Consider the following 25041-nt stretch of genomic DNA (forward strand, 5'->3'; position numbering starts at 1 on the left):
CCCCGGCGCGGACTAGGGCAGGAAAATGCAGTTCAGCGCGCGCTTTCGGCGGGCACGCCGGCAAAGCCCAGCCCGCTGACGGGGGCCGGACCGGAGGACCAGCCCGATGCGCTGGCCACGGCCACCGAGCCGGCGTTGGACGCCGGGCTTCCGGAGGTGCCGAGGTCATAGGGCCGCGAGGGCGGGATCGGCGCCTCGGCGCTGGGCGGGGCGGAGGCCGGAACGGCGCGAACCGATGGCACGTCCGGCACGAAGGGACGGGCGGACGCCACCATGACCGGCGACGTGCCCTTCAGGTCCGCGAGGGTGCCGTCCGTGCGCAGGGTGGAGGCCAGCTTGATGTCGTCGTCCTCGTCGATGGGCGCGCGGCCCATGTAGTCCACCCGCACCCGGGCGACACCGAACTTCGCGAAGCCGAGCATGTCGGCGGCGCGATAGGACACGTCGATCAACCGGTCGCCCACATAGGGACCGCGATTGTTCACGCGCACGATGATGGAGCGTTTGTTGGCCAGATTGGTGACACGCACATAGGACGGCATCGGCAGCGTCTTGTGAGCCGCCGAGATGGAGCCCATGTCGAAGATCTCGCCGTTGGCGGTCTTTCGCCCGTGGAAGTCCTTGCCATACCAGGAGGCGAGGCCCTCGGCGGTGTAGTTGGGGTTTTCAGCCGGCACATAGGTGCGCCCGGCGATGGTATAGGGCTTGCCCACCTTGTATCCGCCGCCGCCGCGCGGCACCGGATCGCCCTCCGCCACCACGCGGGGGCTGGCCGAGACGCCATAGAGCGGATCGATCTTGCTGCCGAGGGTTTCAATGGAGCCACAGCCTGCCACGGCAAGGCAACCGGCGAGCGCCGCCGCCAGCTTCGCTCCCGCACCGCTCCCGGCTGTCGCCGCGCCCGCGCGGGGCGGGCAGGACTGATGCAACGCAGCCGGAATTCGCGGTAGGAAGTGCAACGACGGTCCCCTCTTCATCGATGCCCGGGTCTCCTGCTTGCGCCGAAACCCGGCCGGGATGTCTTCAAGGCGCGCGCCATCCTTGAGCCGGACAACCGCATTCTCCGCCAAAAGCATGGCTAATGACGGCGAAAATGGGGCGAAGCCGCGGCCATGGTTAATGGAACGCGCCTTTCGTGGAGGCCTCGACGGGTGCCGGCGGCTGGGCTAGATGAGGGTTTCAGCCGGACTCGGGACCGGGCATCTACGCCCCGGATGCCTCTCCGGAAGGGTGGCCGAGTGGTTTAAGGCAGCGGTCTTGAAAACCGCCGTGGGTGGAAGCCCACCGTGGGTTCGAATCCCACCCCTTCCGCCAGTTTTCTTGCGGTGTCATTCGTTGCTATTAGCAATACCGAGCAGGCGACGGATACCTTCCGTTTTCACCTGCAATCGCGGCCCAGTGTGTCCCTCAACATGAACAACAAGACGAATACTGCGTTCGTGCGCTGCACTATCCGGCTCGACAAAAATCCCATAATCTCGCGTGCGATATTCTGAAAGAAGGCTTTGCGGAACATACGCAACTGTTTCTGCGCGAGATCCAATTAGATCCGCGACAGCAGATGTTATGACGTCAAATAGCGATCTTATATTGGTAACGACAAGGCATTTTGAACCCTCTGGACCTGAAAGGCGCTCATTCGTCGTCAGCTCGATGTAGTATCGCCCCCGAACCGAAGCGTCAGTATTGTCGGGAAGATCATCAGTGCAAGCCTGATCCATCCAGTGTTTTTCAAGCGATTTTAATCCGATTTCACCCTGTTCAAAGAGCCTAAAACTGTCATCACTAAGCCATAAATATGCATTTTGTTCAATGTTTTGCTCAAGATCCCAGACGAATCCAGGACAATTTAGCTGTCGAAACACCGCATTGTTAATTAGGCCATACATCCCGCCACCGCTTCCGGTGATGTGCGCAGTCCCTCCCAACGACCAAATGTTTCCCTTTGTTCCGATTGCGTACATACCATCATTTTCAACTTTCCACCCCATGCCACCCGAGACAAAACATGCAGTGTGGAGAGCGACATGATCGTTGGCGATATCGATATCAAGGATAATTTTTCCTAGACCTTCCCGAATCTTCAGACGCGCTCCAACGTATTCGTAATCCCATACATTTGAAGATACGCTCATTTGACCGTGATCGACGTGAAGCAAAATATTGCCAAACTCGTCCGTGACCATCATCGAAAATGTGAGCCAGCCATCCTCATAATGAAGAGAGAAGTGGCTTTCTCCTGAAATCCATATGACATGACAAATCGCACCCGATTCTCCAGGGGACCAATGAAGCTCGTTACTACCAGCTGCAACCAGGATCTCAGCGCCTTTGTCGAGATCATACGTTGATGTAAATGACTTATTTGCATTATACGGATTGTCTCTATAATACATAAGTCGTTTATTTGATAAACGCTTTCGCGTCTTTGCCGAGTGATGGTTCGGACAAAGTATAATCAGATTTTCTGCCTCGTGTTCCCGAACCGCTGAAAAGGGAACAATGTGATCGTAATCGAAAACTGGGCTCCCACATACTGCACAACCAAAGCGATATCGCTGCCGCACGGTTCGCTTGATCCCTTCTGGAATCGGGGGCCGCACGTCGTCAGAGCACATGAATTCCATATCCATATAGTGTTGAGCTTGGTTAACCACTGGGTTTGGCATTTTGCGCTTTTTCCATGCCCACCCCTAAGCCGCCTCCAGCGTGCTGTCCGGGACCTGGCCGAAGCTGGCGATCAGGACCGGCGGGTCGGCATCGTCCGAGTCGGGATCGACATCCCGGGAGAAGGCGATGGCGCCGGCATTCACGATCGCCATGCGTCGCGCGATGCGTTCGGCGTCGGCGGCCGTGCGGGCTTCCATGGCCCGCCCGGCCTGCAGGGCGCCGCGCTTGCCCAGCTCGAACGGCTGGACCACGTAGAACGTCTTCTTTGCCATGGCCGACTCTCTCCTCGCGACGATGGCAGGCTGCACCGGGTGATGGAACAAATCAAGAACTAAAACCCTCACACCCCCGGGCGCAACGCCCCCTGTGCGTTGACATAGATGGCGTAGAGAGAGGTCTGGGCGGTGATGAACAGCCGGTTGCGCTTGCGCCCGCCGAAGCACAGGTTGGAAACGGCCTCGGGAATCGCGAGCGTGCCGATCAGGCTGCCGTCCGGCGCGTAGCAGTGCAGGCCGCCGTAGGCCGACGTCCATATGTTGCCGAAGGTGTCGCAGCGAAACCCGTCATAGAAGCCGTCCGGCAGGGTGGCGAAAGTGCGTGGATTGGCGACGGTGCCATCGGGCCGCGTCTCATAGGCCACGATCGAGCGCGGATGCTCGGGCGCGTGGCTCGCGCCGGTGTCGGCCACATACAGGGTCCGCTCGTCCGGGGAAAAGGCGAGGCCGTTGGGCTGCAGGCGGTCGGTCACCATCGCTGCGAGAGCGCCGGTGCTCGGATCGAGGCGGTAGACATTCTGTCGTCCAAGCTCGGACGGCGCGGCATCACCCTCGTAATCGCTGTCGATGCCGTAGGTGGGATCGCTGAACCACACGCTGCCGTCGGATTTCACCACGATATCATTGGGCGAATTGAACCTTTTGCCTTCGAAATGGGTCGCAAGGGCGGTGATGCTTCCATCATGTTCGGTGCGGGTTATGCGGCGTCCCAGTTGCTCGCAGGTGACCAGCCGGCCCTCCAGGTCGATGCTGTTGCCATTGCCGTTGCCGGAGGGCGCGCGGAACACCGAAACCACGTCATTGGTCTCGTCGTAGCGCATGAGGCGGTCGTTCGGCACATCCGAGAAGATGAGGAAGCGCCCGGCGGGAAAATAGGCCGGGCCCTCCAGCCATCGCCCTCCGGTCCACAGGTGCTCGAGCCGGGCCGAGGCGATGACCAGCCTGCCGAAGCGGGGATCGAGAACCTCGAACGTGCCCATGTGCCCCCCGCCCCTCCGCCGCGATTGCCGCTCCTTCGGACATCAGATCTCAGACGCCCAGCAGCGCGCCATAAGTCTCGAGGGCATCCGCATGGTTCGCATCGGCCCGGAGGCCCACATGGCCGTCGGGCCGGACGACCAGGAGCGTGATGGCGCCGACCCCCAGCCGGTCCGCCACGGCGGGCTCGACGCGCCCGTGTCCGTCGGCACCGTCCGGGCGGGCGGTCAGCGCGAAGCTGGCTTCGAGCACGGCAAGGCCGGGGCGGGAGCGGATGGCGTCGTGGACCTGCGCCAGTTCCTCCTGCGGCGTCGAAGGGCTGCCGATCAGGATGGCGGTGTGGCCCGGCCGATTGGCGAAATCATTGAGCATGCAGGCCCCGCCATCGGCAGCCCGGGCCGCGATCCGGTCCGGAAGCCGCTGGCCCGGCGCGAGCGCGGTGTGCCGGTCACCCATAACGATGGGCGAGCCGCCATAGTCGATGTCCAGCTCCGCCTCGGCGACCGCCTCGTGATGGCGTGAGGTGGGGTCAGCGAACACCGCGCGGATGGCGGCATCGCGGGCGCGGCGCTCGTCGGGATCCTTCACGCTCTGGAGCCTCTCGGCAGCATCGCCCGAGGCCGTCACCAATTGGGCCACCGGGCGGCGTTCCGCGTCATAGCTATCGAGCAGGGTGTCGGGGCAGACGCCCTGGCACACCAGCGCCAGCTTCCACGACAGGTTGAAGGCATCCTGCAGTCCGGTATTCATGCCGTGGCCCTGGGCCGGGCTGCAGGTGTGGGCGGCATCCCCGGCCAGCAGCAGGCGCCCGACCCGGAAGCTGCGCGCCACGGTGGTGTGGCAATGGAAGCGCGTCGGGTTGGCCACGTCCTCGAACCGAAGGCCGGGCACGTAGCGCCCGAGGGTGATCGCGGCATCGGCGGTCAGGTCGGAGGCATCGGAACTCGGCCGCAGATAGACCCGCCAGCGCTGGTCCGGCAGCGCGGTCAGAATCACCGGAATGGCGTCGAGATAGGCGTAATTGGCCTCATAGGATTGGGTCCAGCCGCCCACGGTGGTGTCGAACACCGCCCAGGGCTCGGCGATGTCGTGCCCGTCCCGCGCGATGCCCGCCAGCATCCGCACCGTGCTGCGGTTGCCGTCGCATCCCACCACCCATTGGGCGAGGACCTGTGTGGTTGCGCCCTCGCTCTCCATGGTCGCCAGCACGCCGTCGGCGCGCTCCTCCAGGCCGACGAGGCGGGTCGCGCGGGTGACCGTGCCGCCCAAACCGGTCAGGTAGTCGGTCAGGACCGCCTCCGTCACCTCCTCCGAGACGCCGAGATTGAAGGCATAGCGGCTGCCGCAGAGCGCGAGGTCGATATCCCCCAGCACGCTGCCATCGGAATGAATGCGCGCCAGCCGCTGCTTGACCCCGGCCGCCAGCAGCGGCTCGACAATGCCGAGGGCATCGAAGATCTCAAGCGAACGGGGGTGCACGACGGTGGCGCGGTCCCAGTCCAGCGGGCTCTCATGGGCGTCGATGAGGAGGCAATCCACGCCGCGCCGCTGGAGTTCCGCAGCCAGCAGAAGCCCGGTTGGGCCGGCGCCCACCACGAGGACCGTTACAGCAGCAACCACGGCGCATTCTCCCCGAAAAAGCCTGGCCATCATGACCGGCGGCGCCATAAGAGCAAGGGCTTGGCCGTGGGCTGGAGGCCCGGCCGGCGGCTACGGTGGATACGCTCCCACAGGGCGAACCCGCCGGCGCGGCGGGAACGGGTGCCATCCGCCGCACTCCCGTGTAAATGGGCAAGCGGAACGCCGCGTGCCCCTCGCGCGATGTAGAAAGAGCACCGCGTCATCGCGCGGCTGGATCGGGTACCGTCATTCACAGGCTCACAGGCCATCGCGAAAGGACACCGGGCGTGGAGATCGTCGCTGTCGATATCGGGGGCACCCATGCCCGCTTCGCCCATGCGGAGGTCGCGGACGGACGGGTGGTGTCCCTCGGCGAGCCGGTGATCAAGCATGCCGCAGACCATGCCAGCTTCCAGCTCGCCTGGCAGGCGTTCGCCGAGACCGTGGGCACGCCCCTGCCCCGGGCGGCGGCCATCGCCATCGCCTGCCCGGTGGAAGGCGACGTGCTGAAGCTCACCAATAATCCCTGGGTCATCCACAAGCACCTGATCCCGGAAAAGCTCAGCGTGGACACCTGGACGCTGGTGAATGATTTTGGCGCCATCGGCCATGCGGTGGCGCAGATCGGCGAGGATGGGTTCGCGCACTTCGCCGGGTCTGACCGGCCGCTGCCCGAGACTGGGGTCATCAGCATCATCGGGCCCGGCACGGGGCTCGGCGTTGCCCATGTTCTGCGTCAGGATGGCCGCTACAACGTCATCGAATGCGAGGGCGGGCATATCGATTTTGCCCCGCTGGATTCCCTGGAGGAGGCGATCCTGCATCGCCTGCGCCAGCGCTATCCGCGCGTGTCGGTTGAGCGGATCGTCTCCGGCCCGGGGCTCGTCAACATCTATGAGGCGCTGGCCGCCATCGAGGGGTGTCAGATCGACCAGCTGGAGGACAAGGCCCTGTGGGCGCTTGCCACCGAGGGCAAGGATGGGCTCGCCGCCGCCGCCCTCGACCGCTTCTGCCTGAGCTTCGGCGCCGTGGCCGGCGACATCGCCCTGGTGCAGGGCGCCAAGGCTGTAGTGATCGCCGGCGGCATCGCCCCGCGCATCGCCCACCTCATCCCGCAGTCCGGCTTCGCCAGCCGCTTCTCAGCCAAGGGCCGGTTCGCGCAGCGGATGGAGGACATCCCGGTCCGCCTCATCACCCATCCCCAGCCCGGCCTCTATGGCGCGGCCGCCGCCTTCGCCGAGCAGCATACGCGGTGAGGCAAGGGGTCGGCGCTTTAACGCCGTCCCGCCGCCAGCAGCAATGCGGCCCCGCCCACGAGAATGCCGGCTGAGACCCTATCTGCGATGCGGGTGAAGCGGCCGGCGAGCGCCGCGCGGGCCTTGTCCGCCACCACGGCCCACAGCACGTCGCCCACCAGCGCGATGGCGGCGAAAACCGCCGCCAGCAGCGCGATCTGCGGCACGGGATCAGCCCTGTCGGTGATGAACTGGGGCAGGAAGGCCGCGTGGAACAGCAGGGTCTTGGGATTGGCGAAGGCCACCGCCAGTCCCCGGCCGAAGGCGGCGCGGGCCGATGGCATGGGAGCCTCGCGCCCGGCTCCCGCCCCGCGCCATTGCAGTACGGCGAGCCAGACCAGATAGGCCGCACCCGCATAGCGCACGAGGTCGAAATTGCGGGAGAAGGTCTCCACCACATAGGCGAGGCCCGCCGCCACGAGCGCCAGCTGGGCGATGAGCCCCACATTCACGCCGGTGGCGGTGAGGATGCCGGCCCGCCGCCCGTGCTTGAGGCTGGTGCCGACGATGAGCGCCACGTTCGGCCCAGGCGTCGCGGCAAGGGCGACGCAGGCAACCACGAACAGGGCAAGGCTTTCCGCAGATATCATCGCCATCCCCCGTTCCGGCGGCAGTCCGATCGCCCATTGGCGCGCTGACCAACGATGGGCTCAGCTACGCTCCGGCATCGCAGGATGCCGGAGCGGCGGTCGGCTTTACGCTTCGGTTGCCTCGCCCGGCTCCTCGCCGTCGCTGTTCTCGGCTCCGGCATCGTCGCTGATATGCTCCACGGAGACGACACGCTCGCCCTCCGCCGTGTCGAACACGATGACGCCCTGGCTGGCGCGACCGACGATGCGGATGCCGTCCACCGGGCAGCGGATCAGCTGCCCGCCGTCGGTCACCAGCATGATCTGGTCCTGGTCCTCCACCGGGAAGGAGGCGACGAGGCGGCCGTTGCGCTCGTTCACCGCCATGGCGACGATGCCCTTGCCGCCGCGGCCGGTCACCCGATACTCGTAGGACGAGGTGCGCTTGCCGTAGCCGTTCTCGGAGATGGTGAGGATGAACTGCTCCTTGGCGCCCATCTCGGCGTAACGGTCCTGGCCGAGATGGCCGTTGCCGCTGGCGCCCTCCTCCGCCTCAACGTCGCCGGCCTCGGTGGCTTCGCCCGCCAGCGCGCGGCGGCGCTTGATATAGGCGAGGCGCTCCTCGGCCGAGGCATCCACATGGCCGATGATGGCCATGGAGATGATGGTGTCGCCATCTTCCAGCCGGATGCCGCGCACGCCCACGCTGTCGCGACCCTTGAACACGCGCACATCGGTGACCGGAAAGCGGATGCAGGCCCCCGCCGCCGTGGTCAGCAGCACGTCGTCATCTTCGGTGCACAGCCCCACGTCGGCGATGGCCTCGCCCTCGTTGAGCTTCATGGCGATCTTGCCGTTGCGGTTCACCTGCTGGAAATCGGTGAGCGCATTGCGCCGCACGGTGCCGCCGGTGGTGGCAAACATGATCTGCAGGCGCTCGTTCTCGTCCGAATCCTCCGGCAGCAGGACCACCGATGTGATGCGCTCGTCCTGCTCCAGCGGCAGGATGTTGATGAGTGCCTTGCCGCGGGCCTGCGGCGCCGCCAGCGGCAGGCGCCACACCTTCAGCTTGTAGACCTGCCCCTTGGAGGAGAAGAACAGCACCGGCGCGTGGGTGGAGGCCACGAACAGGCGGGTGACGAAATCCTCGTCCCGCGTCTGCATGGCCGAGCGGCCCTTGCCGCCGCGCCGCTGCGCCCGATAGGTGGAAAGCGGCACCCGCTTGATGTAACCGGCGTGGGAGACGGTGACCACCATCTCCTCGCGCTGGATGAGGTCCTCGTCCTCCAGGTCGCCGAAGCCTTCCACGATCTCCGTGCGCCGCGGCGTGCCGAACTCTTCCTTGATGGCGATGAGCTCGGCGCGGACGATGGCGCGCATGCGCGGACGGCTGGCGAGAATGTCGAGATAATCGGCGATCTCGACAGCCAGCTTGTCCAGTTCCTCGGCGATCTCGTCGCGGCCGAGCGCGGTGAGGCGCTGCAGGCGCAGGTCGAGGATGGCGCGGGCCTGCTCGAAGGACAGGCGATAGGTGTCGTCCGGGCCGAGCTTGTGGCGCGGATCGGCGATGAGCGCGATCAGCGGTGCCATGTCCTTGGCCGGCCAGTCGCGCGCCATCAGGGCTTCGCGGGCGCTCGCCGGGTCCGGCGCGGTGCGGATGAGGCGGATCACCTCATCGATATTGGCGACGGCGATGGCAAGGCCCACCAACACGTGGGCTCGGTCGCGGGCCTTGCGCAGCAGGAACTTGGTGCGCCGGCTGATGACTTCCTCGCGAAAGGCGATGAAGGCGGTGAGCACGTCGTGCAGCGTGAGCACGCCCGGCTTGCCGCCGGACAGCGCCACCATGTTCACTCCGAACGAGGTCTGCAGCAGGGTCAGGCGGTAGAGGTTGTTGAGCACCACGTCGGCCTGGGCGTCGCGCTTGATCTCGATGACCACGCGCATGCCGTCGCGGTCGCTCTCGTCGCGGATCTCGGCGATGCCCTCGATGCGCTTGTCGCGCACCAGCTCGGCCATCTTCTCGATCATCGTCGCCTTGTTCACCTGATAGGGAATTTCGGTGACGATGAGCGCCTCACGCTCCTTACGGATGGTCTCGATGGCGACCTTGGCCCGCATCAGGATGGAGCCGCGCCCGGTCAGATAGGCCTGGCGGATGCCGGTGCGGCCGAGAATCAGCGCGCCGGTGGGAAAATCGGGGCCGGGCAACAGATCCAGTAGCGCCTCGGGCTCGAGCGTCGGATCGTCGAGCAGGGCGACGGTGGTGTCGACGATCTCGCCGAGATTGTGCGGCGGGATGTTGGTGGCCATACCCACCGCGATGCCGCCGGCGCCGTTGACCAGCAGGTTCGGGAATTTGGCCGGGAGGACGGTCGGCTCGTGCTCGGAATTGTCGTAATTGTCCTGGAAGTCGACGGTGTCCTTGTCGAGATCGTCGAGAAGGGCGTTCGTCACCTTCTCCAGGCGCACCTCGGTGTAGCGCATGGCCGCCGGGGCGTCGCCGTCCACCGAGCCGAAATTGCCCTGGCCGTCCACCAACGGCAGGCGCATGGCGAACGTCTGCGCCATGCGCACGAGGGCATCATAGACCGACTGATCGCCGTGGGGGTGATACTTACCGATGACATCGCCCACCACGCGGGCCGACTTGCGATAGGATTTGTTCCACTCGTACCCGTTCTCGTGCATGGAGAACAGGATCCGCCGATGCACCGGCTTCAGGCCGTCGCGCACGTCGGGCAACGCGCGGGCGACGATGACGCTCATCGCATAGTCGAGGTAGGAGCGCGACAGCTCCTCCGTGATAGAAACGGGCCTGATGTCGGACGGCGGCTCGCCGCCGGGCTTCGGCGTCTCGGAATCGGCCAAAAGTCAGCACTCTCAATCGTGGAACGCGGTGCTTCCTTCTAGCCGATTCACCCCTGCGACGCCAGCGAAACCCCTACGACGCAACGATTTTTTATCTTTTAATCTCAATGGCTTGTCGAAGACTTGCTGCGGGACACGCCGACAATTTGACCCTTTTGCGTCGAACCCACCTTCAGGTACGGTCAGCGGACCCGTCCCGGAGAAGCTCCAAAGGCACCATTTTGTGCATTCGGCCGGTCAGAATACGCCGGAAGAATGAGCCTCGACCGTTGCCCATCATGTTGTCCGTCCCCGCTCAGTACCGCTAAGCGCCAGTAAGCGCCAAGAGGCTTCAGAACGGGATTTCGTCGTCGAGATCGGCCGCCGGGCGCCCGCCACCGGCGACGCCGCCCGAGGATCCAGCCGGGGCGCCCGACATGCGCCGGCTGCCCCCTGAGCCACCGCCATACCCCCCGCCCATGGGGCTTGCCGATCCGAAGTCCGAGCCGGCGGCATAGTCGTCGCCGCCCGCTCCAGCCCCTTCGCCGCGCCCGTCAAGCAGGGTGAGCTCGCCACGATAGGGCCGCAGCACGATCTCGGTGGTGTAGGTTTCCCGCCCGTCCTTCTCGTACTTGCGGGTCTCAAGCTGGCCCTCGATGTAGACCTTTGAGCCCTTCTTCAGAAAACGCTCGGCCACACCCGCCAAATTCTCGTTGAAGATCACCACGCGGTGCCATTCGGTGCGCTCGCGGCGTTCGCCGGACGCCTTGTCGCGCCAGTTTTCCGAGGTGGCGACCGACAGGTTGCAGACCCGTCCGCCGTTCTGGAAAGATTTGATTTCCGGATCACGGCCGAGGTTGCCGACCAGGATCACCTTGTTGACGCTGCCGGCCATCCCGTTGCTCCTCGTTCGTGGTCGTTTGTCATCAGCCCGCACCCTACCGCCCGCGGCGCGGCAGGCCAGCCCAAAGCCGACTTTTCCCCATGATGAACCGCGTGAACGCGCGCGCCACACAAAGTGAACGCGAGATGTTCATGATGTGTTCCTATCGCTTTGGCCGCTCGGACGCAAGCGCCTTGTTTCAACGGGACGCGGTGCCCGTGCCGGATTTTTGGCTGGTCGAGTGAAAAAGTTCCTGATATGTTCCCTACCGCATTGCACGCGACCGCTTACATTTGGGCAATGACCATGAGCGAAGCCGAGACGCCGCGATCGTATTTCTCAACCGTTCCGCCGGAGGTCTCGTGTCGTTCCGTTAGGTGCGATTGGCCCGGCGCGCTCCATGATGCGCAGTGCGACAACAAGCCTTGTCCGGCGCTCATCCTTCACCCCGCAGATCGCGTATTCACCCCTGGCGCCCTGTTTCAGGCGACCACCCTTTTGTCCTGACCTTTCAGCGCCCGCGGGCGCCAGCGGAAATCCATGTCTGATCGCGCTTTTCCCACGCGGGCGGTTTCCGCCCCTGATACCGCCGGCCGCCGGGACGCGCGCACCCTGACGGTGCGCGGCGCGCGCGAGCACAACCTCAAGAACGTGGACCTCGAGATCCCGCGCGACAGCCTCGTGGTCTTCACCGGGCTCTCCGGCTCGGGCAAGAGTTCGCTGGCCTTCGACACGATTTATGCCGAAGGCCAGCGCCGTTATGTGGAAAGCCTCTCGGCCTACGCACGGCAGTTCCTGGAGATGATGCAGAAGCCGGACGTGGACCAGATCGATGGCTTGTCCCCGGCCATTTCCATCGAGCAGAAAACCACCTCCAAGAATCCGCGCTCCACCGTGGGCACGGTGACAGAGATCTACGATTACATGCGCCTGTTGTGGGCGCGCACGGGCGTGCCCTATTCCCCGGCCACCGGCCTGCCCATCGAGAGCCAGACCGTCTCCCAGATGGTGGATCGCACGCTGGCCCTTCCGGAAGGCACGCGCCTTTATCTGCTGGCCCCGGTGATACGCGGACGCAAGGGCGAATATCGCAAGGAACTCGCCGAGTGGATGAAGAAGGGCTTCCAGCGAGTGAAGATCGACGGCGCCTTCCACGAGATCGCGGAGGCGCCCACGCTGGACAAGAAGTTCAAGCACGACATCGACGTGGTGGTGGACCGCATCGTGGTGCGGCCCGATCTGGCCGCGCGGCTCGCCGACAGTTTCGAGACGGCGCTGGCTTTGGCGGATGGCATCGCGGTGGCCGAGTATGCGGATGAGAAGGACGAGGCGGGGTTGCCGCGGCGCATCCTGTTCTCCGAGAAGTTCGCGTGCCCGGTTTCCGGCTTCACCATTTCGGAGATCGAGCCGCGCCTGTTCTCCTTCAACAATCCCTTCGGCGCCTGCCCGGCCTGCGACGGGCTCGGCGTGGAGCAGACCATCGATCCCGATCTTGTGGTGCCGGATCGGATGCGCTCGCTGAAGCAGGGGGCCATCGCGCCATGGGCAAAGTCCACGTCGCCCTATTATGGCCAGACGCTGGACGCGCTGGCCAAGCACTATCATTTCAAGCTCAATGTGCCCTTCGCCGACCTGCCGGAACAGGCGAAGGAGGTGTTGCTGTTCGGCTCGGGCACCGAGAAGATCACCTTCGCCTATGACGACGGCATGCGCGCCTACGAGACCTCCAAGACCTTCGAGGGCGTGGTCCGCAACCTGGATCGGCGCTGGAAGGAGACCGACAGCGACTGGGCGCGGGAGGAGATCTCGAAATATTTCTCCACCGTCCCGTGCAAGGCCTGTTCAGGCTACCGCCTGAAGCCGGAGGCCCTCGCGGTGAAGGTGGCCGGCAAGCATATCGGCGAGGTGGGAGAGCTTTCGGTGCGGGCGGCGTCCGCTTGGTTCGAGGCCCTGCCCGGCGCGCTCACCGACAAGCAGAACGAGATCGCCGGCCGGATCCTCAAGGAGATCCGTGAGCGTCTCATCTTCTTGCTGGATGTGGGGCTGGAATATCTCACCCTCGCCCGCGCCTCCGGCACCCTGTCGGGCGGCGAGAGCCAGCGCATCCGCCTTGCCTCGCAGATCGGCTCGGGCCTGACTGGCGTGCTCTATGTGCTGGACGAGCCCTCCATCGGCCTGCACCAGCGCGACAACGCGCGCCTTCTGGACACGCTCAAGCACCTGCGCGACCTCGGCAATACGGTGATCGTGGTGGAACACGACGAGGACGCCATCCTCGCTGCCGATTATGTGGTGGATGTGGGCCCCGGTGCCGGCATCCACGGCGGCCGCATCGTCGCCCAGGGTACTCCCGCGCAGATCCTGGCCGACCCCAATTCCCTCACCGGCCAGTACCTCACCGGCCAGCTGTCCGTGGGCGTGCCGGCGCGGCGCAAGCCCAACCCGAAACGCGTTCTCAAGCTTTCGGGCGCGCGGGGCAACAATCTGAAGGACGTGACGGCGGAGATACCCCTCGGCCTGTTTACCTGCATCACCGGCGTGTCGGGGGGCGGCAAGTCCACTCTGCTCATCGACACCTTGTACAAGGCGGTGGCGCGGCGGTTGAACGGCGCCAGCGAGGCCCCGGCCCCGTTCGACCGGCTGGAGGGGCTTGAGCACCTCGACAAGGTGATCGACATCGACCAGTCGCCCATCGGCCGTACCCCCCGCTCAAACCCGGCGACCTACACGGGTGCCTTCACCCCCATCCGCGAATGGTTCTCCGGCCTGCCGGAGGCCAAGGCGCGGGGCTATGGCGCCGGGCGCTTCTCCTTCAACGTGAAAGGGGGGCGCTGCGAGGCCTGCCAGGGCGACGGCGTCATCAAGATCGAGATGCACTTCCTGCCGGATGTCTATGTCACGTGCGATGTCTGCAAGGGCAAGCGCTACAACCGCGAGACCCTGGAGGTCACCTTCAAGAACAAGTCCATCGCCGACGTGCTGGACATGACCGTGGAAGAGGGCGCGCAGTTCTTCAAGGCGGTGCCTTCGGTCCGCGAGAAGCTGGAGACCCTGCATCGCGTGGGACTCGACTATATCAAGGTAGGCCAGCAGGCGACCACGCTCTCCGGCGGCGAAGCGCAGCGCGTGAAGCTCTCCAAGGAGCTGTCCAAGCGCGCCACCGGCCGCACCCTCTACATCCTCGACGAGCCCACCACCGGCCTGCACTTCCACGACGTGAAGAAGCTGCTCGAAGTGCTGCATGAGCTGGTGGAGCAGGGTAATACCGTGGTGGTGATCGAGCACAATCTGGAGGTCATCAAAACCGCCGACTGGATCCTCGATCTCGGCCCGGAAGGGGGAGACGGCGGCGGCGAGATCGTGGTGGCGGGCACGCCCGAGCAGGTGGCGCAGCACCCGAGGTCCCACACCGGGCACTTCCTGGCGGAAGTTCTGGCGCGCCGACCCATGGTCAAGGCTGCGGCGGCGCCCTCGACGGCAAAGGCAGCCGAGCGGAAGGCCGGCTCCCGCAACGCCTCTGCCGGGAAGACGCCGGCATCTGCGGAACCGGCGGCAGATCCACAGCCTGCGGCAGAGGTCGTGGAACCGATCGAGGACAGCGCCAAGCTCACCAAGACCGCCGCCCGTGGACGGGGGCGGCGACGGCAGGCGGCGGAGTAGGCGTCACCGGGCCACGAGCAGAGGCATCGCGCGGTGCTTGTCCTCGTTTCTCCCCACAGCGGAAGCTCAGCCGGCCAAGCTCCATGCACATCCCGCAATGCTGCAATGCATGATCAGCTCTATGGCAATGCAGCAAGGAGGCGTATCTAAGAGGGGAAAGTCGCGGAAGCACAAGACACGCTTCCGCAAAGTGGAGAAGACCAATGTTGCTCTGGGGTTTCCTGGCTCGCCAGTTCCGCCGGTGGCAGACGTATAATCGCACTGTCACTGAGCTGTCCAAGCTCGATGATCGCAGCCTCGCGGACATCAATGTGTCGCGCAGCGAGATCCGCGCCCTCGCCCGGCACGCTTCCGCCGCCGTCTGATCCGACGACGCTGACATAGCCCGGCCTCCCGGCCGGGCATCGATGGTGGCCCCGTTCGGGGCCATTTTCGTTTTCAGTGCGCGTATACTGCCCGCCCGATCCGGCGCAGGGGTTGAAGTCTTCGGGGCGCCTGTGGCACATGGCACGTCCCGTCGGCACGTCCCTCGCGCCCCAGCCTTCAAGGCCCCTTCCCCGGCGGAGCGGAGAACTAATGCCTCAGTCAGCCGACCCCGTGCATGTTGTCGGCGGCGGCCTCGCCGGATCCGAGGCGGCCTGGCAGATCGCGACCCGCGGCGTCCCCGTGGTGCTGCACGAGATGCGGCCCCAGCGCACCACCGATGCCCACCTGACCGACGGGCTCGCCGAGCTGGTCTGCTCAAATTCCTTCCGCTCGGACGATCCCGAAGGCAATGCGGTGGGCGTGCTGCATGCCGAGATGCGGCAGGCCGGCTCGCTCATCCTCGCTGCCGCCGACCAGAACCAGGTGCCCGCCGGCGGCGCGCTGGCGGTGGACCGGGACGGCTTCTCCCGCGCGGTTACAAAGGCTCTGGAAGACCACCCCCTCATCGAGATCCGGCGCGAGGAACTCACCACCCTGCCGCCGGCCGAGTGGGACAAGGTGATCCTGGCCACCGGCCCCCTCACCTCCCCGGCGCTGGCAGAGGCGGTGCTGTCGCTGACGGGCGAGACGGCGCTGGCCTTCTTTGATGCCATCGCGCCCATCGTGCATTTCGACTCGATCGACATGGGCAAGGCCTGGTTTCAGTCGCGCTATGACAAGCCGGGGCCGGGCGGCACAGGGGCGGACTATATCAACTGCCCACTGGACGAGGCGCAGTACCACGCCTTTGTGGATGCGCTGATCGCCGGCGAGAAGGCGCCCATGCGCGACTTCGAGGCCAAGACCCCCTATTTCGATGGCTGCCTGCCCATCGAGGTGATGGCCGAGCGCGGCCGCGAGACGCTGCGCTTCGGTCCCATGAAGCCGGTGGGCCTCACCAATCCGCATAACCCGACCGTCAAGGCCTATGCCATCGTCCAACTGCGGCAGGACAACAAGCTGGGCACGCTCTACAATATGGTGGGTTTCCAGACCAAGCTGCGCCATGGCGAGCAGGCGCGCGTCTTCCGCACCATTCCCGGGCTGGAGAATGCCGAGTTCGCGCGCCTCGGCGGCCTGCATCGCAATACCTATCTCAACTCCCCGCGCCTGCTCGACGGCACCCTGCGGCTGAAGGCCGATCCGCGTCTGCGCTTCGCCGGCCAGATCACCGGCTGCGAGGGCTATGTGGAAAGCGCGGCCGTGGGCCTCATGGCCGGGCGCTTCGCTGCCGCCGAACGGCGGGGAGAGGCGCTCGTGCCGCCCCCGCTCACCACGGCGCATGGGGCGCTGCTCGCCCACATCACCGGCGGGCATGTGGAGGCGGAGGAGGCCGGCGCGCCGCGCTCCTTCCAGCCCATGAACATCAATTTCGGCCTGTTCCCGCCGCTGGAGGAAGCCCCCCGCGGCGAGCCCGGCAAGCGCCTGCGCGGCGCGGAAAAGACGCTGGCGAAGAAGAAGGCCATGGCCGCGCGGGCGCTGGCCCACATGGCCGCGTGGCTCGACACGCCGGCCCGGGCGGCTTAAGAGGCGCCGATGCCGCGCATTTCGAGCCCGCCGCCCCCCGTGGAATACCACGCCGATCCGGCCCGTTTCGCCGTGGACACGGTGCTGAAGCGCGACGTGTTCTCCACCGTCGAGCGCGGCGTGTGGACCGACCGGAACGGGCGTGACTGGCCGGCCGTGCGCCGGCGCTGGAACGAGGTGTCGCTCTGGCTGGGGCCGCTCGCCCGGCGCCTCGCGGCGTTCGAGGTCAAGGCGCTGGAGCGGGTGACCAAAACCGGCGTGACCACGCCGCTGCTGGCGGTGGGCGACCGCTTTCTGGTACGCGGCTGGGTGGAGGGGGCGCCGCTGCAGATCGCGCGGCCCACCGGCGACCTGCATTTCTTCCACTCGGCCCGCTCGGCGCTGCATAAGCTGCATGCCGCGGGCTATGTGCACAACGACCTTGCCAAGCAGCAGAACTGGCTGCGTGGGGCCGATGGTGAAGCCTGGCTCATGGATTTCCAGCTCGCCCTGCCCATCAGCCGGCGCTGGAAGCTTGGCCGGGTGCTGGCCTATGAGGACATCCGCCACCTGCTGAAGCACAAGCGCACCTATTGCCCGCAGGCGCTCACGCCGCGCGAGAAGAAGGTGCTGGCGACCAAGAGCCTGCCCACGCGCATCTGGATGGCCACGGGCAAGAAGGTCTACCGCTTCGTCACCCGGCGGCTCATGTCCTATTCGGATACCGAGGGGCGTGGCCCGCGGGTGACGCAGGTGGCGCCGCGCATCGCGGCGGCGCTGGCCGCCCATCCGGCCGTGGCCGAGGTGCACATGGCCGATTTCCAGACCCTGGGGGGCAAGGTGGGGCTCTATGCCTTCGTTGCCGCACGCGCGCCGGTGACGGTGGAGGCATTGCGGGCGCATCTGGCGCAGGCACTGCCGGACCGGCCCCATCTCGACCAGCTCCAGCTGGTGGACGCCCTGCCCCACGGTGCGGACGGTGCGATTCGCGACGACCTGCTGCTGCTCATCGCCCGCAACCAGATCGAGATGCTGGATGCGCTGGCGGGCTCGGAGGCGGTGCGCCTCCAGGTGGCGGAAATCGCCCGTGGCCGGCTCAACCTGACGGACCGGATCACCCGCCCGGCGGCGTGACGGACAGCTTCAGAACCACACCTTCCCGGCCGCGGCACGCCGCGCCGCGCGCCAGAGCGCGAACTGGCGGCGAAAGGGCGAAAGCCCGGCCACGGCGCTGAACGGGTCCCTCACCCGCGCCAGCGCCTTAAGATCACCCGCCACCAGCGCCAGCGGCAGATAGGGCGCGGCGATGGCCGCCGACGGGCCAAGACGCTCCGCCGCCCCCCGCGCCGCCGCAAGGTGCCCTGCCGCCATGCCGCGAAATTCGGCCAGCGCCGCCAGCAACGGCGGCGAGACCTTACCGGATACCGCCTCCTCCCGCCCGATGCCGTGGCGGGCCAGAAGATCGAGGGGCAGGTAGCATTGCCCCCGCGCGGCATGGATGGGGAAGGCACGCATGAGCCCGGTCATGGCGATGGCGACCCCGCCGTGTCCGGAGAGGTCGCCGGCCCCGGCAGAGGCCTGCGGCGACAGCACCAGCGCGGACAGCTGGAGCAGCGCGGCAGCGGTCTCGCCCGCATAGCCCTCCAGATCCGCAACCGTGGGCATGGGGTCGTCGTAAAGGTCGAAGATACGGGCATCCACGAGCGCGGTCAGGCTGGCGCGCGGCAGGGCGAAGCGCTCCGTCGTGTCGAGCAACGCCGCGGCGACCGGATGGCCTTCCACCTCGCCGCGCCCCTCCCCCTCGATCACCTCCCGCCACCAGGCAAGGCGCACTTCGCCGGGCAGCGCCTCGCGCACCACTTCGCGCACGCGCGCCACGTCCAGGTTGAAGGCATAGAGGGCGAAGAGATGCCGGCGCTTGTCCTCGGGCGCGAACAGGGCGGCGAGGAAGCGGTCGCGGTCCTGCGCCCGCACCTGCTCGGCGCAATAGGCATAAGCTGTGGAGAGGATGGCGGCGTCCGGCATCGCCGGATCAGACGGCGATGAGGGCGGCGCCGACGCGGCGGCCCTCGCCGAGCAGCACATTGTAGGTGGAGGCAGCGCTCGCGGTCGGCATCAGCTCGAAGCGCAGGCCTTTCTCGCGCAGGAGCTGCTTCAGGGGCTCCTTCAGGTGCGCGGGATCGCGGCCGGTGCCCAGAAGCAGCAGCTCGAAGGTGCCGGCCTCGGCGAGGATCGGCGCCAGCGCAGCGGGATCGACCTCAGCCATCGCCGTGGGCACCCAGGCGCGTATTCCGGAGGGCAGCGCAAGGATGGAGCCGGCATGGGACATGCTGGCGAAGTGGAAGAAGCGGTCGCCATAGCCATCTATGGTGACCTGCCGGGGGAAGAAGGGCACGCCGGGCGGGCTTGCCACCGCATCACGCCTTGGCGGGACGGGCGGGCGGACGCTTACCGCCCTTGGCGCCCTTGCTGCCGCCCTTGGCCGGAGCCGGAGGCACCGGCTCGTCCACCACTTCGGCTTCCGCCTCGGAGAGCTTGGCCGCCTCGTCCACGCCCAGCACCGCTTCCGGCTCGCTCTTGGCCGGGCCGGCCACCGTCGACGAGCGCAGGCCCAGGTGGATGAGGATGGGCGCCGCCACGAAGATGGTGGAATAGGTGCCGATCACCACGCCCACCGTCATGGCCAGCGAGAAGCCGCGCAGCACCTCGCCGCCGAAGAAATAGAGGGCGAGGGTGGCGAAGAATGTGGTGGTGGAAACGATGATGGTTCGCGAGAAGGTGGCGTTCACCGCGATGTCGAGCAGCTCCGGCAGCGGCAGCTTCTTGTAGCGGCGCAGCATCTCGCGGATGCGGTCGTACACCACCACCGTGTCGTTGAGCGAATAGCCCATGATGGTGAGGATGGCCGCGATCGACGTGAGGTCGAAATCGATGCCGAAGGCCGAATAGATCATCAGGGTGACGAAGATGTCGTGCATCGTCGTCACAATGGCGCCCACGGCGAACTGCCATTCGAAGCGGAACCACAGATAGGCGAGCACCGCCACCGCGCCGAGCACCAGGGCGAGAATGGACTGGCGCACCAGTTCGCCCGACACGCTCGGGCCCACCGTCTCCACGCGGCGCACGCTGTATTCGGCGCCGAGCACGTCGCGCACCTTGGTGATGATCGCCTGCTGGGCCTCATCGGTAGTGCCGAACGCGCCGACGCGGATCAGCACGTCGCGGGGCGAGCCGAATTCCTGGATCTGCACGTCGCCCACGTCGAGGTCGGTCAGGTGCTCGCGCAGGGCACCCACGTCGGCGACCTGCTGGCTGGTCTGCGCCTCGATCAGGGTGCCGCCCTTAAAATCGATGCCCAGGTTGAAGCCATGGATGGCGAACAGCACCACGGCGACGATGGATATCACCGCCGAGAACGGGAACGTCCAGTGGCGCAGGCGCATAAAGTGGATGTTGGTCTGCGCCGGAATGTAATCGATCAAGGGCATGTGCGGCGGACCTTCAGATGGGCAGCTTTGCCGGCCGCCGCCACTTCACCCAATAGGCGATCATCAGCCGCGTCAGGGTATAGGCAGTGAACATGGTGGTCAGAAGGCCGAGGATATAGGTCACCGCGAACCCGCGCACGGGGCCGGACCCGCCCATGAGGAACAGGATGACGGCGGTCGCGAGCGAAGTGACGTTGGCGTCGAGGATGGTGCCGAGCGCGTTCACGAACCCCTTGTCGATGGCGGAAATGGCCGACCGGCCTTCCCGCGCCTCGTCGCGCATGCGCTCGAAGATGACGACGTTGGAATCCACCGCCATGCCGATGGTGAGCACCACGCCGGCGATGCCCGGCATGGTCAGCGTCGCGCCCAGGATCGACTGGAGCGAGAACATCAGCATGATGTGGACCGCAAGCGCAACCAGCGCGAACAGGCCGAACAGGCCGTAGACCGCGATCATGAACACCGCCACCAGCGCTGTCGCCACATAGGCGGCGACCTTGCCGGCATGGATCGAGTCGGCGCCGAGGCTCGGGCCAACCGTGCGCTCTTCCACCACCTTCAGCGGGGCCGGCAGCGCGCCGGCGCGCAGCAGGATGGCGAGGTCGTTGGCCTGCTGCACGGTGAAGGAGCCGGAAATCTGCCCCGAGCCGCCGAGGATGGGCTCGCGGATCACCGGGGCGGAAATCACCTGGTTGTCGAGCACGATGGCGAAGGGCCGACCCACCGCGTCCTGGGTGGTGGCGGCGAAGCGCCGGGCACCGTTGTTGTTGAAGCGGAAGGAAACGATGGGCTCGCGGGAATTGTGGTCGAAGCCCGGCTGGGCATCCACCAGGTCCTCACCGGACACGCGCACCTGCTTCTCGACCAGATAGGGCTGGCCGTCCTGGCCTTGCAGCACTTCGGAGTCCGGCGGCGGACGGCCTTCCAGCGCCTGCTGCGGCGACATGGACTGGTCCACCATGCGGAACGAGAGCTTGGCGGTCTGGCCGAGCAGATTCTTCAGCCTCTGCGGGTCCTGAAGGCCGGGCACCTGCACCAGGATGCGGTCGAGGCCCTGGCGCTGGATATTGGGTTCCACCGTGCCGAGCTGGTCGATACGGCGGCGGATGATCTCGATGGACTGCTCCACCGCCGAGCGCATGCGGGCGTTGAGCCCGGCCTCGCTCAGTTGCACCGTCACGGCGCCGTCGGAGCTGGAGGAGACCAGGAGATCCAACTCGCCGGACGAATTGCCGAACAGCGCGTTGGTCACCGGCACCGCCAGCTTGCGCAGTTCGGCGACCGCCTTCTGGGTGTCGGCGGGATCGCGCAGCCGCAGGCTCACCGAGGTGTCGCGCACCGCGAGGTTGGAATAGCCGATCTTCTGGTCACGCAGGACGCGGCGGATCTCGTCGCGCACCTGCTCGGTGCGTTCCTTGCGCAGCGCCGAACCATCCACCTCGAGCAGGATGTGCGAGCCACCCTGAAGGTCGAGGCCCAGCGTCACGCGGCTGGAGGCCAGCCACGAAGGCAGGTGCGCCAGCGCGCTCTGGGGCAGGACGTTGGGCAGCGCGAACAAGAGTCCCACGGCGATGGTGAGGAGGATCGCCGTGGTCTTGAGGCGGGAGAAGTGCAGCATGTCGCGCGTTTATCTCAAAAGGGAATCGGCGGCTCAGGCCGCGGGCGCTTCGTCCTTGGCCGGCTCGCCCTTGGCGCGGACGGTGGCGATCTGCGTACGCAGCTGCCGCACGCGGACATTGTCGGCGATCTGCAGCTCGATCTCAGCGTCGTCCACCACGCGGGTCACCTTGCCCACGAGGCCGCCGGCGGTGACGATCACGTCGCCGCGACGCAGGGCGCCGACCATTTCCTGGTGGGCCTTGGCGCGCTTCTGCTGCGGCCGCAGGATGAGGAAATACATCACCACGAAGATGAGCAGGAACGGAGCGAGCTGAATGAGCATGTCGGCCCCGCCGCCGGCTCCCGTGGCGCCTTGGGCGAAAGCGGGCGTAATGAACATTTGCGTCCTCGTTCGGTCGGTGGTGGGAATCCCTGCCGCGCCGGGGTCCGGCGGGGCGGCGGGACTATAGCGGCCGGCCCGTCGAATGCAAACGAGGGGCCGAAGCAATCACGGAACTGTTGAAAAGGCGAGGCCGGCGGGCAGGCCGGACCCACATGTTACGCCACCTCCGGGTAGGGTGGTGCCGCCTGCCCGAGCCAGTGCGCGCAAGGGCGCGGCCCGGTAGCAGACCGGCCGGCGCATCAGGGGAGACCGACCCATGGATGAGGAAACCTATGGCCGTGCCGTCACGGTCCTCGAAGCCTTTCGCGCCCGCGGCCTCACCCTCGCCACCGCCGAATCCTGCACTGGCGGCCTCGTGGCGGCGGCGCTGACGGAGGTGCCGGGCTCCTCCGATGTGGTGGACCGGGGGTTCGTCACCTATTCCAACCCCGCCAAGACGGCCATGCTCGGCGTTCCCGAGGCGACGCTTGCCGCCTATGGCGCCGTGAGCGAGGAGACCGCCCGTGCCATGGCCAAGGGCGCCCTGGAGGCGGCCGGCGTGGATGCGGCGGTGGCCATCACCGGCATCGCGGGGCCGGGCGGTGGCTCGGCGGAAAAGCCGGTGGGGCTGGTGCATTTCGCCTGCGCCCGCAAGGACGGCACCGTGGAGCACCGGGAAAAGCGCTTCGGCGAAGTCGGGCGCGGCGAGATTCGCCAGCTCTCCGTGCTGGAAGCCCTCGACCTGCTGGCCCGCGCGGCGTCCTGACGCGCCCGGCAGGCTTCTACGCGCGCCCTACCCTTCCGCGATCACGGCGAGGAACTGGCTACCGTAGCGCGTGAGCTTGGCTTCGCCGATGCCGGAAATCATGCCCAGCGCCTTCATGGAATCGGGCTTCAGCTCGGCCAGGGCCATCAGCGTGGTGTCGTGGAAGATCACATAAGGCGGCACGCCCTGGGCGCGGGCGATCTCCAGCCGCAGCGTCTTGAGCTTGCGGAACAGGGCCTCGTCCGCCGGGTCCGACAGCACCGGCCCCGCCCCCCGCGCGCCACCGGTGACGCGGGCCGGGCGGGTGCGCGCCTCCGCCTTCAGCTCCACCTTCTCGGCGCCACGCAACACGGCGCGGCATTTTTCGGTGAGACCCAGGCTGCCGTGGCCCTCCACATCCACCCACAAATGGCCCATGGCCACCAGCTGGCGGACGATGGCGCGCCACTCGTCCCGCGAGAAATCCTTGCCGATGCCGAAGGTGGAGAGCTTCTCGTGGCCGAACTTCAGCACCTTGTCGTTGGCCTCGCCCTTGAGCACGTCGATGACGTGGCCGGCGCCGAAGCGCTCGCCGGTGCGGTAGACGCAGGACAAAAGCTTCTGTGCCGCCTCGGTCCCATCGAAGGTGCGCGGGGGCGAGAGGCAGGTGTCGCAATTGCCGCAGGGCTCGGGGAGGTCCTCCTCGAAATATTTCAGCAGCACCTGGCGGCGGCAGCTCGCGGTCTCGCACAGGCCGAGCAGGGCATCGAGCTTGCCGCGCTCCACACGCTTCCTCGCCTCGGGCGAGTCGGAGGATTCCACGAACTGGATGAGTTTCGCCACATCCTCCACGCCGTAGAGCAGCAGCGCTTCGGAGGGCAGGCCGTCACGACCGGCGCGGCCGGTCTCCTGGTAATAGGCCTCGATGCTTTTCGGCAGGTCGAGATGGACCACGAAACGCACGTCCGGCTTGTCGATGCCCATGCCGAAGGCGACGGTGGCCACCATCACCACCCCCTCCTCCTTCAGGAATCGGTCCTGGTGGCGGGCGCGGGTGTCGGCGTCGAGGCCGGCATGGTAGGGCAGCGCGGTGCGGCCCTCGGTGGAGAGGATCTCGGCGGTGGCCTCCACCTTCGCCCGGCTCATGCAATAGACGATGCCCGCCTCGTCCGCGTGGGCGTCGAGGAAGGCCCGCAGCTGGGCCCGGGGATTGGCCTTCGGCTCGATGCGGTAGTGGATGTTGGGCCGGTCGAAGGAGGAAAGGAAAACCCTGCCCTCCTCCAGCGCCAGCCGCTCCATGATCTCGCGGCGGGTGGGCCCGTCCGCCGTGGCGGTGAGGGCGAGCCGCGGCACGCCGGGGAAGCGCTCGTGCAGGATGGTGAGCTGGCGGTATTCGGGCCGGAAGTCGTGCCCCCACTGGGACACGCAGTGGGCCTCGTCGATGGCGAAGAGCGAAATGCGCGCACCATCCAGCAGGGTCAGGAAGCTGTCGGTCAGGAGCCGCTCGGGCGCCACGTAGAGCAGGTCGAGGTCGCCCATGGCGAGGGCCCGTTCCACCTGCCGCGCTTCGCCGGGGGCGAGCGACGAATTGAGCATGGCCGCCTTAACACCCAGCTGGCGCAGGGCCTGCACCTGGTCGTGCATCAGAGCGATGAGGGGCGAGACGACGATGGCGGTGCCCGGCCGCACCAGCGCCGGCACCTGATAGCACAGGGACTTGCCGCCGCCCGTGGGCATCAGCACCAGGGCATCGCCCCCCGCCGCCACGTGCTCCACGATCTCCTTCTGATGCCCGCGAAAGGCCTCGTAGCCGAAGACATGGCGCAGGACGCGGAGCGGATCGGAATCAGGGGCGGCTTCAAAGGCGGGCATGGCGCCTTATAGACCCGTCGGCCGGCCGGGCAATGCGGGCGGAAGCCGCGCCGCGGCTGACGCTGCGCAATGACACGGGGCGGTGTCGTCGAAGTGTCAAGAAGAGGTCGTAGTCAGCACGCTCGAAGATCCAGCTCCATCGGCCCGGACGGGCCGTGCCGCCCCATGTGAGCCGGAT

21 protein-coding genes and 1 tRNA gene are annotated in these 25041 nt (G+C 66.7%); 8 read left to right on the forward strand and 14 right to left on the reverse strand.

Annotated features, from left to right (window positions below):
- Nucleotides 1-32 precede the first annotated feature (32 nt).
- On the reverse strand, nt 33-836 hold the full coding sequence (locus tag V5F66_RS04820; RefSeq protein WP_394000098.1) for a septal ring lytic transglycosylase RlpA family protein: 804 nt from the start codon (nt 834-836) through the stop codon (nt 33-35).
- A 388-nt stretch (nt 837-1224) separates the two neighbouring features.
- Between V5F66_RS04820 and V5F66_RS04825 the strand changes: the two genes are divergently transcribed.
- Nucleotides 1225-1314 (forward strand) — tRNA-Ser (locus V5F66_RS04825).
- Nucleotides 1315-1328: 14 nt separating this feature from the next.
- Here the strand turns inward: V5F66_RS04825 and V5F66_RS04830 are convergent.
- The 4 genes from V5F66_RS04830 to V5F66_RS04845 form a co-directional block, all read right to left on the reverse strand.
- Entirely contained in the window at nt 1329-2618 is a 1290-nt protein-coding gene (locus V5F66_RS04830; RefSeq protein ID WP_394093369.1) for an HNH endonuclease, read from the reverse strand.
- 75 nt (nt 2619-2693) lie between these two features.
- Nucleotides 2694-2942 (reverse strand): hypothetical protein, encoded by a 249-nt coding sequence (locus tag V5F66_RS04835; protein WP_012116291.1) that lies wholly within the window; start codon nt 2940-2942, stop codon nt 2694-2696.
- Between the two features lie 68 nt (nt 2943-3010).
- Entirely contained in the window at nt 3011-3925 is a 915-nt protein-coding gene (locus V5F66_RS04840) for an SMP-30/gluconolactonase/LRE family protein (RefSeq protein WP_394093370.1), read from the reverse strand.
- A gap of 49 nt (nt 3926-3974) precedes the next feature.
- On the reverse strand, nt 3975-5543 hold the full coding sequence (locus tag V5F66_RS04845; RefSeq protein ID WP_394093371.1) for an FAD-dependent monooxygenase: 1569 nt from the start codon (nt 5541-5543) through the stop codon (nt 3975-3977).
- A 287-nt stretch (nt 5544-5830) separates the two neighbouring features.
- On the opposite strand from V5F66_RS04845, the gene glk reads away from it, so the two are divergent.
- Nucleotides 5831-6799, forward strand: a complete 969-nt coding sequence (gene glk / locus V5F66_RS04850; RefSeq protein ID WP_394093372.1) for a glucokinase — start codon at nt 5831-5833, stop codon at nt 6797-6799.
- 17 nt (nt 6800-6816) lie between these two features.
- On the opposite strand, the gene V5F66_RS04855 is transcribed toward glk, so the two are convergent.
- The 3 genes from V5F66_RS04855 to ssb form a co-directional block, all read right to left on the reverse strand.
- Nucleotides 6817-7434: a LysE family translocator gene (locus V5F66_RS04855; protein WP_394002249.1), complete on the reverse strand. Its 618-nt coding sequence runs from the start codon at nt 7432-7434 to the stop codon at nt 6817-6819.
- Nucleotides 7435-7533: 99 nt separating this feature from the next.
- A complete protein-coding gene (gene gyrA / locus V5F66_RS04860) occupies nt 7534-10278 on the reverse strand; it encodes a DNA gyrase subunit A (protein WP_394093373.1) in 2745 nt (914 codons plus the stop codon).
- A gap of 331 nt (nt 10279-10609) precedes the next feature.
- The gene (gene ssb, locus V5F66_RS04865; protein WP_012116285.1) at nt 10610-11152 is read right to left on the reverse strand and encodes a single-stranded DNA-binding protein; all 543 of its coding nucleotides are present in this window, start codon (nt 11150-11152) and stop codon (nt 10610-10612) included.
- A gap of 89 nt (nt 11153-11241) precedes the next feature.
- Between ssb and V5F66_RS04870 the strand changes: the two genes are divergently transcribed.
- From V5F66_RS04870 to V5F66_RS04890, 5 genes are all read left to right on the forward strand, one after another.
- Complete coding sequence (locus V5F66_RS04870; protein ID WP_394093374.1) at nt 11242-11385, forward strand: hypothetical protein; 144 nt, start codon at nt 11242-11244, stop codon at nt 11383-11385.
- 295 nt (nt 11386-11680) lie between these two features.
- Entirely contained in the window at nt 11681-14800 is a 3120-nt protein-coding gene (gene uvrA, locus V5F66_RS04875; protein ID WP_394093375.1) for an excinuclease ABC subunit UvrA, read from the forward strand.
- 203 nt (nt 14801-15003) lie between these two features.
- Entirely contained in the window at nt 15004-15165 is a 162-nt protein-coding gene (locus V5F66_RS04880; RefSeq protein WP_081437109.1) for a DUF1127 domain-containing protein, read from the forward strand.
- 211 nt (nt 15166-15376) lie between these two features.
- On the forward strand, nt 15377-16792 hold the full coding sequence (trmFO, locus tag V5F66_RS04885; protein WP_394093376.1) for a methylenetetrahydrofolate--tRNA-(uracil(54)-C(5))-methyltransferase (FADH(2)-oxidizing) TrmFO: 1416 nt from the start codon (nt 15377-15379) through the stop codon (nt 16790-16792).
- Between the two features lie 9 nt (nt 16793-16801).
- Nucleotides 16802-17905 carry a serine/threonine protein kinase gene (locus V5F66_RS04890; protein WP_394093377.1) on the forward strand — a complete coding sequence of 368 codons (1104 nt, stop codon included), beginning with the start codon at nt 16802-16804 and terminating at the stop codon, nt 17903-17905.
- Between the two features lie 9 nt (nt 17906-17914).
- Here the strand turns inward: V5F66_RS04890 and V5F66_RS04895 are convergent, their stop codons facing one another.
- The 5 genes from V5F66_RS04895 to yajC are packed head-to-tail and all read right to left on the reverse strand — an operon-like array spanning nt 17915 to nt 22264.
- A complete protein-coding gene (locus V5F66_RS04895) occupies nt 17915-18796 on the reverse strand; it encodes a phytoene/squalene synthase family protein (RefSeq protein ID WP_394093378.1) in 882 nt (293 codons plus the stop codon).
- A 7-nt stretch (nt 18797-18803) separates the two neighbouring features.
- Entirely contained in the window at nt 18804-19184 is a 381-nt protein-coding gene (locus tag V5F66_RS04900) for an Mth938-like domain-containing protein (RefSeq protein ID WP_041576070.1), read from the reverse strand.
- A 4-nt stretch (nt 19185-19188) separates the two neighbouring features.
- Nucleotides 19189-20262 (reverse strand): protein translocase subunit SecF, encoded by a 1074-nt coding sequence (gene secF / locus V5F66_RS04905; protein ID WP_012116279.1) that lies wholly within the window; start codon nt 20260-20262, stop codon nt 19189-19191.
- Nucleotides 20263-20275: 13 nt separating this feature from the next.
- A complete protein-coding gene (gene secD, locus V5F66_RS04910; RefSeq protein ID WP_012116278.1) occupies nt 20276-21883 on the reverse strand; it encodes a protein translocase subunit SecD in 1608 nt (535 codons plus the stop codon).
- A 33-nt stretch (nt 21884-21916) separates the two neighbouring features.
- A complete protein-coding gene (gene yajC, locus V5F66_RS04915; RefSeq protein ID WP_012116277.1) occupies nt 21917-22264 on the reverse strand; it encodes a preprotein translocase subunit YajC in 348 nt (115 codons plus the stop codon).
- Between the two features lie 259 nt (nt 22265-22523).
- Here yajC and V5F66_RS04920 point away from each other — a divergent pair, with 259 nt between their 5' ends.
- Nucleotides 22524-23012 carry a CinA family protein gene (locus tag V5F66_RS04920; protein WP_394005661.1) on the forward strand — a complete coding sequence of 163 codons (489 nt, stop codon included), beginning with the start codon at nt 22524-22526 and terminating at the stop codon, nt 23010-23012.
- Nucleotides 23013-23039: 27 nt separating this feature from the next.
- Here V5F66_RS04920 and recQ read toward each other — a convergent pair whose 3' ends face one another.
- Nucleotides 23040-24863: a DNA helicase RecQ gene (gene recQ, locus V5F66_RS04925; protein WP_394093379.1), complete on the reverse strand. Its 1824-nt coding sequence runs from the start codon at nt 24861-24863 to the stop codon at nt 23040-23042.
- Nucleotides 24864-25041 lie beyond the last annotated feature (178 nt).

This window comes from Xanthobacter versatilis, from assembly GCF_043193975.1.
Taxonomy (GTDB): Bacteria; Pseudomonadota; Alphaproteobacteria; order Rhizobiales; family Xanthobacteraceae; genus Xanthobacter; species Xanthobacter autotrophicus_E.